The following is an 11,054-nucleotide window of genomic DNA, read 5'->3' as shown; positions in this document are numbered from 1 at the left end:
ACACGGTCGAATGGCACTACGTCATGGCCGCCACGCTCGTCGCCACCGTGCCGGTCGCCGTACTTTTCGTCTGGCTCCAACGCTATCTCGTCCGTGGGCTTGCGCTCGGGGCGGTCAAATGAACGGAGCCGGGCAACAAGCCTGCTTCGCACAACCATCACAACCATAAAGAAACGAACTGATCATGCGCATCTTCACCGCCTCGCTGGCGACCGAAACCAATACGTTCTCGCCGGTGCCAACAGACCGCGCCTCGTTTGAGATGGCGTTTTATGCTGGCCCCGGCCAGCATCCCGAGACGCCGACGCTGTGCTCGTCGCCGATGGTTGTGCTGCGCAAGCGTGCGGCCGACGAAGGGCTGACGGTGATCGAAGGTACCGCGACCTGGGCTGAGCCGGGCGGGCTGGTGCAGCGGCAGACCTTCGAGGCGCTGCGTGATGAGATCCTCGACCAGCTCCGGGMTGCCATGCCTGTCGATGCCGTCATCCTCGGCCTGCATGGTGCGATGGTGGCGCAGGGTTATGACGACTGCGAGGGCGACCTGCTCACCCGCGTCCGTGAGATCGTCGGACCCGACGTCGTGGTCGCTTCGGAGTTCGACCCACACAGCCACCTGACGCCGAAACGCGTCGCCGCCTGCAACGTGCTCGCGGCCTTCCTCGAGTTTCCGCACACCGATTTCTACGAGCGCGGCGAGCACGTCGTCGAGCTTGGGCTGGCCGCTGCACGCGGCGAGATCAAGCCAATCATCTCAACCTTCGACTGCCGCATGATCACCGTGCTGCCGACCAGCCGCGAGCCAATGCGCTCCTTCGTCGACCGCATCAAGGCGCTGCACGGCAAGGATGGCATCTTGTCGGTGTCGGTGATCCACGGCTTCATGGGCTCCGACGTGCCGGAGATGGGCTCGCGCATCGTCGTCGTCACGGACAATGACAAGGCCAAGGGCGATGCGCTCGCCGGACAGCTCGGCCGCGAGCTCTATGCCATGCGCGAAAAGACGGCGATGCATATGGTCGACACCGACGAAGGCATCGACCGGGCGCTTGCGGCGCACGCGGCCAATCCGGCCAAGCCCGCCGTCATTGCCGACGTCTGGGACAATCCCGGCGGTGGGGTCGCCGGTGACGGCACATTTGTCTTGCGAAGGATGCTGGAGCGCGGCCTCGACAAGGTCGGCGTCGCGACCATCTGGGACCCGATCGCGGTGACCTTCTGCCATGCCGCCGGCGAGGGTGCTGTGATCGACCTGCGCTTCGGCGGTAAGGCTGGACCTCAGGCCGGYGAGCCGATCGACGCCAGGGTTCAGGTTCTGAAGGCAGTCGAGGAAGGTTGGCAGAGCTTTGGCCCTAGCCGCGTGACGCTCGGGCAGACAGCCCTCGTCCGCATTCTGGGCACCGAGGTCGATGTCATCCTCAACACCAACCGGACGCAGACCTTCGAGCCCGACATCTTTTCCAATCTTGGCATCGAACTGGCGAGCAAGGACATTCTGCTCGTCAAGTCGACCAACCATTTCTATGCCGGCTTCGCGCCGGTGGCAGCCGAGATCATCTATGTCGATGCGCCGAGCTCATACCCGAGCAATCCGCGCGTCACCAACTACACCAAGCTGACCCGACCGGTCTGGCCGCGGGTCAGCGATCCCTGGGCGTAAGAGGCAAGGCTCGCGGCCTCGCCCAACTTGTCACGTTGCGGGCCGGAAGGGCTTGGCCAGCGAGGCCGGGAAATGCAGCGCCAGCATCTGGCGGTTCTGCGAGATGATGACCAGCACGATGATCGTCGCCAGATAGGGCAAGGCGGAGAGCAGTTCCGAGGGCACCGCGATGCCGAGCGCCTGGCCCTGCAGCTGCAGGATGGTCATGCCGCCGAACAGCCAGGCGCCGAGCAGCACGCGTAGCGGCCGCCAGGTAGCGAAGACAACCAGCGCCAGCGAAATCCAGCCCTTGCCGGCGGTCATGTTCTCGACCCACAGCGGCGTATAGGCGACCGACAGATAGGCACCGGCAAGACCGGCCATCAGCCCCCCGAACAGCACGGCCAGATAGCGGATCCTGATTACCTTGTAGCCGATCGCATGCGCAGTCTCCGGTGACTCGCCGATGGTGCGCAGCACCAGCCCGCCCTTGGTGCGGTACAAGAACCAGCTGATGACGAAGAACATGAGAATGGCGAAATAGACCATCGGATCGAAGCGGAAGAACATCGGCCCGATCACCGGGATTTCCGAGAGATAGGGGATGGACATCTTGTTCAGCGCGTCGATGGGTGCCGAGCCGAAATTGCGGCCGAGGAAGGCCGAAACGCCGGAACCGAAGATGGCGAGTGCCAGGCCGGCGGCATACTGGTTGGTCAGGAAGGTCAGCGCCAATACGCCAAACAGCAGCGACGCTGCGGCCCCGCCCAGCGCGCCGGCGATGATGGCGACAGGCATCGGCAGCCCGGCGATCACCGCCCAGAAGGCGAAGGCGGCGCCCATCAGCATCATGCCTTCGATGCCGAGATTGAGAACACCTGATTTTTCCACGACAAGTTCGCCAAGGGCAGCGAAGATCAGCGGTGTTGCGGCAATGATGGTGCCGGTGAAAATGGCGATGAACAAGTCCATCAGGCGTGCTCCGGAATGCGGCGAAGCCGGTAGAAAATGAAAAAGTCAGCGGCAAGTAAAAAGAACAGCAATATGCCCTGGAAGATGCGAGTTAGCGCAGCTGACAGGCCAAGATTCATTTGCACTGCTTCGCCGCCCAAGAAAAGCAGCGACATCAACAATCCACCGAGCACGATGCCGAAGGCGTTGAGCCGGCCAATGAAAGCAACGATGATCGCCGCAAAGCCGTAGCCTGGCGAAATCTGCGGTGACAATTGCCCAAGCGGTCCCGCGACCTCGGCCATGCCGGCGATGCCGGCAGCGGCACCACCTGCCAGCAGGCCAATCCAGACGGCTGAGGATTCGCGGAAGCCGGCGTATCGTGCCGCCAAGGGAGCTGCACCGCTGACCGACATCTTGTAGCCGAGGAAGCTGCGATCGGTGAACAGCCACATCAGGAACACCGCGACCACGGTGATGAAGATCGAGGCATTCAGGCGGTAGGCATAATCGAAGGGCGTAAACATCGCCGCGGCCGACAGAAGTGCCGTTTGCGGATAGTTGAACCCGGCTGGATCACGCCAGGGCCCGTGCACCAGCCACGACAACACGAGTGCTGCGATATAGGTCAGCATCAGCGTGACCAGGATCTCGTTGGTGTTCATCCGCGCCCTGAGGAACGCTGGGATGGCGGCCCAGGCCATGCCGCCAGCTGCGCCCGCTACAAACATCAGCGGCAAAAGCAGCGGGCTGTCGGGATTGGGATAAAACAGGCCGACGCCGCAGGCGGCAATCGCGCCGATCACCAACTGCCCCTCGGCACCGATGTTCCAGACATTGGCGCGGAAGCCGACAGCTAGGCCGCAAGCGATGAGGATCAGCGGCGAAGCCTTGAGCAGCAACTCGGAGATGCCGTTGACCGAGTTGAGCGGGGCGATGAAGAAGGCTTGCAGTGTCGCCAGCGGATCATAGCCGAGTGCTGCAAACAACAGCGAGCCAACGAGCAGTGTGAGGCCAGTCGCGATGACCGGTGCGGCCACCCGCATTCTGGCGGATGGCTCCGGTCTTTGTTCAATCCTGAATCGCAACTTCGCCCCTCCCGTTGGTGCTGTTGCCACGGTCAGTCCTGGTCATCAGCAGGCCGATCTCCTCGCGGTTGGTCTTGGTTCGGATCAGCGGCGGCGAGACCTGGCCTTGGCAGATGACGAGCAGCCGATCACAAATCTCAAACAGCTCGTCGAGTTCTTCGGAGATCACCAGCACGGCTGCGCCCGACCTGCTCAGATCGACCAGCGTCTGGCGGATGAAGGCGGCGGCACCGACATCGACACCCCAGGTCGGCTGGGCGACCAGAAACAGCTTGGGTTCGAGCGCGATCTCGCGGCCGACGATGAATTTTTGCAGATTGCCGCCCGACAGGCTCTGCGCGCTCGACTGTGGGCCATTGGCCTTGACCTTGAAGCGCTCGATGATCCTTGCCGCGAAGCTGTTTGCTYTGCCGCGATCGACGAGGCCGTTGCGGACGAGCCCGGAACGATGGGCCGTGAGCACGGCATTTTCCCACAATGCATGGGGCGGGACCGCCCCGCGCCCCAGCCGCTCCTCGGGTACGAAGGCCATGCCGAGCTTGCGCCGTTCGCTGGCATTGAGATGGGCGGCCGCCTTGCCGCCGATCTGGATAGAGAGTGCGTTGCCGTGCGTACGCTCGCCGCTGAGTAGCGAGATCAGCTCCGCCTGGCCGTTGCCCGAGACACCGGCAAGGCCGACGATTTCGCCACCGTGCACCTCAAACGAAACGTTCTTGAGCTCAACGCCATATTTGTCGCGGGCAGGGGCAGAGAGCCCGCGGACCTCAAGCACTGGCTTTTCGCTCGGCACCGAGGGGCTGACATGCATCTCGGGTAGCTCGGCGCCGACCATCATGCGGGCGAGTTCAAGCGAGGTGCTTTCCTTGGGTCTTGCGGTGCCCGTCACCTTGCCGTTGCGCAGCACGGTCGCGGTGTCACAAAGCTCCTGCACCTCATCGAGCTTGTGGCTGATGTAGACGATCGAGCAGCCTTCGCTCGCAAGCTGGCGCAAGGTTTCGAACAGCTTGACCACCGCTTGCGGCGTCAAAACAGAGGTCGGCTCGTCGAGGATCAGAAGCTTCGGCGCCTGCAGCAGGCAGCGCACGATCTCGACGCGCTGGCGCTCGCCGACGGAGAGGTCGTGAACGCGCCGGTACGGGTCGATCGGCATGCCGTAGCGCGCCGAGAGTTCGGTGATCTGGCGAGCGAGCGCGTCGAGGTCGAAATTGCTCGACACCGCAAGCGCGATGTTTTCGACCACGGTGACGGATTCAAACAGCGCGAAATGCTGGTAGACCATCTCGATGCCGAGCGCGCGCGAGGTGGCCGGCGTGTGCGCGGCGATCGGCTTGCCGTCGCAGATGATCTCGCCGGAATCAGCCTGCCCCGCACCGTAGATGATCTTCATCAATGTCGATTTGCCAGCGCCATTCTCGCCGAGCACGGCGTGGATTTCGCCGGGCATGATCGACATCGAGATGCTGTCATTGGCAATGATGCCGGGATAACTCTTGGTGATATTGCGCAGTTCGAGGCGCGGGGTCATGGGCCGGTCCTGCCGTATGGGTTGGACGACGCGCAGCCATAGACCACCGGAGCGACGCTTGCGCCCCGGCGGCCTTGCTTGCGATGGGCGAAGATCAGCCGAGCTTGCCGATCATTCCCTTGACGAACCAGTTCATGCCGCGAATGTCGGCATCGGCCAATACAGTACCGGCCGCGACCTTGACGTTGCCATCCTGGTCCTTCAGCTCCCCGGCATATGGGTGAACCTTGCCCGAGCCGATGTCGGCCTCGAGCTGCTTGAGCTTGGCAATGACGTCCGCCGGGATCGCTTCGTTATAGGGCGCCATCTTGACCACGCCGCCGGCTAGGCCGTCCCAACGCGCTTCGGGTTTCCAGGTGCCGGCAGCCACAGCCTTGGCGGCGCCGACATAGTCGCTCGACCAGTCGAGCGTGAAGGCGGTGAGCTGCTTGCCCGAGCCGAACTTGGCCATGTCGCTGGCGTAGCCGATCGACCATGCGCCGCCTTCACCCGCAACCTGCACGCCGGTTGCGGTGTCGGTCATCGAGCAGATGACGTCGCAGCCCTGCGAGATCAGCGTGTTGGCTGCTTCCTTTTCCTTGCCCGGATCGAACCAGGAGTTGAGGAAGATGGCATTGCAGGTAGCCTCGGGATTGACGCTCTGCGCGCCCAGTAGAAGCGCATTCGCCGGGCCAACGATGTCGGGGATCGGGAAGCCGCCGATGAAGCCGATCTTGCCGCCCTTGCTCATATGTGCGCCAGCGGCGCCGGCAACGAAGGTGCCTTCGTAATATTTGGCCTCGAAGGTGCCGAGATTGGCGAGGTGCACGATGCCGGAGCAATGCTCGAAGGCGATCTTGGGGAAGCGCGGTGCCACCTTCTGCATCGGGGTGCCGTGCGAGAAGCTGGTGCCGAATATCAACTGGTTGCCGGAAGCAGCGAGTTCGCGGAAGACGCGTTCGGCATCCTGCGGCATGAAGATATTGTCGATGACTGTGATGGCGACCTTGTCGCCGAATTCACTCTTGATCGCGTCGACGCCGAGGCTGTGCTGCTTTGTCCAGCCGATGTCGGCGATTGGTGAAACGTAGACGACGCCTATCTTGAGCGGCTCCTGGGCGCTGGCAAGGCCGGCCCATCCGCTGGTGCCGAGTGCCGCGCCCGCCGCACCTGAATACTGAAGGAACTGTCGTCTGGTCAGATTGAACATGCTGGTAACCCTCTGTTGGTTTGATAGCCGCCCGGCTTTTCGTCGGGTCTATTTAGAGGCGTGGACGTGGGTGTGCGCCCCCGTTTTGTCGTTATCTCCCGCCTTTTTTCGCGGTGCCGCTTTAGGAGCCGCGCCGGTCTTGCCGTCGAGATAGGGTTCGAGCGCTTCGCGCGGCGAAAGCTCGGGAAATACCTGCCGGTCCATGATGTAGCCCCGCACGACGGACCGGTGATGCGTATCGATCAGTTCCATCGCCTGCTTGAGCCGGCCCTTTTCGAGCAGGTCGATCACGCGCGCATGGTCGTCGAGCAGATTGCAATAGTCGAAGTCGGCAGTGATCAGCGAACGCAGCAGCGTCGTGCGGCGCACCAGCTGGGCGTGGATTTCCTGCATCACCTTGTTGCGGCTGAGGCGGACGAAAGCTGTATGGAATTCCTGGCCGAGCACGTCGGCAAGCGCGTCGTTGCCTGCTGCCACCGCTTGGCGCTGACGCTCGACATGCTGGCGCAGCTCGGCCCAACCGGCAGGCCCGAGGCGGTCGCTGAGCTGGGCGGCCACGCCCTGCTCGACCAGCGTCAGTGCGTCGTAGATTTCCAGCGCTTCTTGCGTGCTGGGCCGAGCGACGAAGGCGCCGCGATTGCGCTCTATCTGGGCGAGCCCGTCATCGGCGAGACGGATCAGCGCCTGGCGCACGACGATGCGGCTGACGTCGAAAATCTCGGCCAGTTCGCGTTCGCCGAGCTTGCAGCCGGGCACCAGCCGGTGATCGATGATCGCCCGGGTCAAAATGTCGGCAATGGCCTGCGAGCGACTGCTCATGGCAATTTCCTCCCCCGCCAGCGCCTTTGGCTTGCTCGGCGTTCACATCAGGCGTTGGCAGCACCGGATGTGCTGCATATCCCGAGTTGCGAATGCCATATCGGTAGTCAATCGAATCAAGCTGTCAATCAAGAATCGGCCTTTGACATGCAATTTTCCATTGATTGATATCCAATCCTGTGGTTCCAATAATGGCATAACAGAGCTAGGTTCACGGGGAAGTGCTAGCCAGGGAGGGTGCGATGAGCATAGCTGCCCTTTGTAGCGACAGAGTCCTTCTCAACGATTGGCACGTGATTGCCGACCTGACGAATCTGGCGGCGGACGAACCGTTCCAGACACGGCTTCTCGGCGTCGGTCTCACTGTCCATTGCCGTGGCAACAAGGAAGTGGTGCGCAACGACACCGGTGCCGTCGTCAACTCGACCAAGCGCTATGGCTTTCTGTGGGCCTGCCTTGGCAAACCGGAACGTGAGATAGTCTTTGTGCCGGAGGCCGAAGAAGCCGACCGTTTCCTCGTCACCGGCGGGTCGATCGCGGTCAAGGTTTCGGGCTTGCGTGCCGTCGAGAACTTTCTCGACATGGGGCACTTTCCCTTCGTCCACACAGGTTGGCTCGGCGATGAACCGCACACGGAAGTGGTGCCTTACAAGGTCGATATCACCGACGCCGACGAAGTGCTGGCGACAGAGTGCAAGTTCTACCAGCCGGTGGCTTCGCCGACAGCCAAGGAAGGTTTCGTCGTCGACTATATCTACAAGGTGATCCGCCCCTATACGGTCGCGCTCTACAAGAGCAATCCGGTTGATAAGGAGCGGCTCGACGTCATCACCTTGTTCGTCCAGCCGGTCGACGAGGAGAATTGCGTCGCGCATCCCTTCCTCTGCTACCTCAGGGAAGGCATAGAAGAAGCGTCGATCCGCAGCTTCATGCAGCTGATCTTCGCCCAGGACAAGCCGATCCTRGAGAACCAGCTGCCCAAGCGGCTGCCGCTCGATCCGCGCGCCGAAACGCCGATCCGCGCCGACGCGGTGTCGGTCTCTTATCGGCGCTGGTTGCGCGACCGCGCGGTTTCATACGGCGCGATCCCGGCGCGGCTCTGACGTTTGACAGCCGCGCCAGTCACGAAGGAAGAACGAGAAACATGACGCAGACGAGATGCACGGATCAGGTGATCCTCGACCTTTGGCACCCGCTTGCCGCCCTCGTCGAGGTACCTGTGGGTGTGGTGGTCGACACCGTCCTGCTCGAAGAACGTCTCAGCCTGGCAGTTGACGGCGACGGCAACGCCGCTGTGTGGCGCTCGCGTCCGGAATTGGCAGTAGACGGTCCGGTCGACATCGCAAAGTTCGACGGCACGCTGCCGGTCAAGCTTGCCTATGGTTATATCTGGACCTCGCTGGGCAACCCGCCGGCAGACATTTTCCCGATCCCTGAATATGCCGAACCCGACCGCCGCAGGCTCAACGCCGCAACCCTTGGGGTCAATGTCTCGGCCCCGCGTGCGATCGAAAACTTCCTCGACATGGGGCATTTCCCTTATGTCCATACCGACATTCTGGGTGTCGAGCCTCATACTGAGGTGAAGGAGTACGACGTCGAGATTTCGGTCGACCGCGACGAGATTTTGGCGACCCGCTGCCGCTTCTACCAACCGATGGCCTCGATCGCCTCGGATGGCGGCGCCGACGTCGACTACATCTACCGCGTGCCGCATCCCTATTGTTCGGTGCTCTACAAGTCGAGCCCGCTCGACGAAAGCCGGCTCGACGTGATTGCCGTGTTCCTGCAGCCGATCGACCAGGAGCATATCCGCGCGCACATGATGTTGTGCGTGCTGGACGAGGACAATGAAGACAAGGTGATCAAGCGCTTCCAGCAGACCATCTTCGGCCAGGACAAGCCGATCCTGGAGAACCAGTTTCCCAAGCGCCTGCCACTCGATCCACGCGCTGAGACCCCCATTCGTGCCGACAAGTCGGCCATCGCCTACCGCCGGTGGCTGAGCCAGAAGGGCGTGACCTACGGGGTCATCCCGGCCGCCACCTGAGCACCGAGACAAGACAAGAATTCGCGAGGAACATATGCTCGACCTAGCCAAAACCAGATGGCATCCGATTGCCGCGGCGCATGACCTGCCGTTTCGTCATGTCTTCCACGGCCAGTTGCTTGGGCGCGAATTCGCCGTGTGGCGTGCCGACGACGGCTACGTCAACATCTGGGAGAACCGCTGCCTGCATCGCGGCGTGCGGCTCTCGATCGGCATCAATGACGGTCGCGAGCTCAAGTGCCAGTATCATGGCTGGCGCTATTCGAACCGCACCGCCGGCTGCACCTATATCCCGGCGCACCCGGCCGACGCACCGGCACGCACCATCACCAACCGCACCTTTGCCGCCGTCGAACGCTACGGCCTGGTCTGGTCGGCGGAAGAGGCGCAAGGCGAGGTGCCCGACGTGGCAGGGCTCGCCGAAGGCAAGCTTTTGGCGCTGCGCAGCATTCCGGTCAATGCGCCGGCGGACGTGGTGGCGGCCAAGCTGAAGGGTTATCGCTTCCAGCCGAGCGCCGCGCTCGACGGTTCGGCGGCCAGCGTTGTCGTCGAAGCTTCCAACGCCTTTTCGGTAGCTCTGCGGGCCAGCGAAGGTGAGGCCAGCACGCTCGCCGTGTTCTTTGTCCAGCCGGTCGATTCCAACCGCTCGGTCATCCGCGGCGTGCTCGACAGCCAGCTTGAAGGTGCTCAGCGTCTTGCCGTGCTGCGCCATCACAACGAACTTCTTTCCGGCCTGCGTGTGGCAGTAGAGGCCGAAGCGGCGCGGCAGCCTGCGCCGGCGCCGCTGGAGCCGATCATCGAGCGTGTCTCGCCTGAACTCGCCGAGATGCCGGAAGAGACCAAGCACGGCCGCAAGGCGACGATCCGTGTCCAGGTGGCGAGAAAGTGGCAGGCAGCCGACGGCATTGCCGCCTTCGAGCTTCGGCCGATCAAGGGGCTGCTGCCGACCTTCCAGCCCGGCGCCCATATCGACGTGCATCTGCCCAACGGTCTCATCCGGCAATATTCGATCACCAATGGCCCCGGCGAGAGCGATAGCTACGTCATCGGGGTCAAGCTCGAGCGCGACTCCAAGGGCGGTTCGACCTGCCTGCACGAGACGGTGCGCGAAGGCGACGTCCTGGCGATCTCTGAACCGCGCAACAACTTCCCCCTACGCCGCGATGCCATCCAGACCATTTTTGTCGCCGGCGGCATCGGCATCACGCCGCTTCTCGCCATGGCTCAGGCACTCAACAACCAGAGCCTTGGCCACGAGCTGCACTACTTTGCCCAGAACGAAGCGCAGCTAGCATTCCCTGAAAAGACCGGCACGCTTGGCTCTTCGCTCAAGCCGCATCTCGGTCTTTCGCCCGAGCAGACCGGCGCCAAGCTGCGGGAGATCCTGACCGGCTACCGCCCGGACAAGCATGTCTATCTCTGCGGTCCCGGCCCGATGCTTGAGGCGGCACGCCATATCGCTGCCGAGATGGGGTGGCCCGAGACGGCGGTGCATTTCGAATACTTCAAGAACACCAATGTCATCGACGACAGCTCAAGCTTCGAGGTGGCACTTGCCCGCTCCTGCATGACGCTGACCGTGCCGGCCGGCAAGACGATACTCGAGGTGATGCGCGATGCCAGCATCGACATGCCCTCGTCCTGCGAACAGGGCGCTTGCGGCACCTGCCTTGCCACCGTCATCGAAGGCGAGCCGGACCATCAGGACGTCTATCTCAACGATGCCGAGCGCATGTCCGGCACCAAGATCATGACCTGCGTGTCGCGTGCCAAGTCGGCGCGGCTTGTCCTCGATC

General features: G+C 62.7%; 9 protein-coding genes and 1 pseudogene. 5 read left to right on the top strand and 5 right to left on the bottom strand.

The window, feature by feature from the left end; genetic code table 11:
* Both AC1DUU_RS11885 and AC1DUU_RS11880 read left to right on the top strand, forming a co-directional pair.
* A pseudogene (locus AC1DUU_RS11885) lies at positions 1-122 on the top strand (carbohydrate ABC transporter permease); the annotation flags it as partial.
* Between the two features lie 62 nt (positions 123-184).
* Positions 185-1,657 carry a M81 family metallopeptidase gene (locus tag AC1DUU_RS11880; RefSeq protein WP_476783618.1) on the top strand — a complete coding sequence of 491 codons (1,473 nt, stop codon included), beginning with the start codon at positions 185-187 and terminating at the stop codon, positions 1,655-1,657.
* 30 nt (positions 1,658-1,687) lie between these two features.
* Here the strand turns inward: AC1DUU_RS11880 and AC1DUU_RS11875 are convergent, their stop codons facing one another.
* From AC1DUU_RS11875 to AC1DUU_RS11855, 5 genes are all read right to left on the bottom strand, one after another.
* Positions 1,688-2,608, bottom strand: coding sequence for an ABC transporter permease (locus AC1DUU_RS11875; RefSeq protein ID WP_476783617.1), 921 nt, complete (start codon positions 2,606-2,608; stop codon positions 1,688-1,690).
* Positions 2,608-3,675, bottom strand: a complete 1,068-nt coding sequence (locus tag AC1DUU_RS11870; RefSeq protein ID WP_476783616.1) for an ABC transporter permease — start codon at positions 3,673-3,675, stop codon at positions 2,608-2,610. The genes AC1DUU_RS11875 and AC1DUU_RS11870 overlap by 1 nt, the downstream gene beginning before the upstream one ends.
* Complete coding sequence (locus AC1DUU_RS11865) at positions 3,659-5,200, bottom strand: ABC transporter ATP-binding protein (RefSeq protein ID WP_476783615.1); 1,542 nt, start codon at positions 5,198-5,200, stop codon at positions 3,659-3,661. Before AC1DUU_RS11865 ends, AC1DUU_RS11870 begins: the two co-directional genes overlap by 17 nt.
* A gap of 94 nt (positions 5,201-5,294) precedes the next feature.
* Positions 5,295-6,389: a BMP family ABC transporter substrate-binding protein gene (locus AC1DUU_RS11860; protein WP_476783614.1), complete on the bottom strand. Its 1,095-nt coding sequence runs from the start codon at positions 6,387-6,389 to the stop codon at positions 5,295-5,297.
* Positions 6,390-6,437: 48 nt separating this feature from the next.
* Entirely contained in the window at positions 6,438-7,208 is a 771-nt protein-coding gene (locus AC1DUU_RS11855; protein ID WP_476783613.1) for a GntR family transcriptional regulator, read from the bottom strand.
* Between the two features lie 242 nt (positions 7,209-7,450).
* Here AC1DUU_RS11855 and AC1DUU_RS11850 point away from each other — a divergent pair, with 242 nt between their 5' ends.
* From AC1DUU_RS11850 to AC1DUU_RS11840, 3 genes are all read left to right on the top strand, one after another.
* Positions 7,451-8,311, top strand: coding sequence for an aromatic ring-hydroxylating dioxygenase subunit alpha (locus AC1DUU_RS11850; protein WP_476783612.1), 861 nt, complete (start codon positions 7,451-7,453; stop codon positions 8,309-8,311).
* A 41-nt stretch (positions 8,312-8,352) separates the two neighbouring features.
* A complete protein-coding gene (locus AC1DUU_RS11845; protein WP_476783611.1) occupies positions 8,353-9,258 on the top strand; it encodes an aromatic ring-hydroxylating dioxygenase subunit alpha in 906 nt (301 codons plus the stop codon).
* Between the two features lie 34 nt (positions 9,259-9,292).
* Positions 9,293-11,054 (top strand): PDR/VanB family oxidoreductase (locus AC1DUU_RS11840; protein ID WP_476783610.1); only part of this gene is annotated, 1,762 nt, incomplete at its 3' end.

It is taken from the genome of Aminobacter sp. P4_H6_2 (genome assembly GCF_056400805.1).
The sequence above is the reverse complement of the archived record's forward strand: the minus strand, read 5'-3'. Positions and strand labels throughout refer to the sequence as shown.

Bases quoted from the DNA above. Each gene is read 5' to 3' on its own strand.
- AC1DUU_RS11860 (WP_476783614.1), bottom strand. From the start codon at position 6,389: ATGTTCAATCTGACCAGACGACAGTTCCTTCAGTATTCAGGTGCGGCG.
- AC1DUU_RS11875 (WP_476783617.1), bottom strand. From the start codon at position 2,608: ATGGACTTGTTCATCGCCATTTTCACCGGCACCATCATTGCCGCAACA.
- AC1DUU_RS11845 (WP_476783611.1), top strand. From the start codon at position 8,353: ATGACGCAGACGAGATGCACGGATCAGGTGATCCTCGACCTTTGGCAC.
- AC1DUU_RS11855 (WP_476783613.1), bottom strand. From the start codon at position 7,208: ATGAGCAGTCGCTCGCAGGCCATTGCCGACATTTTGACCCGGGCGATC.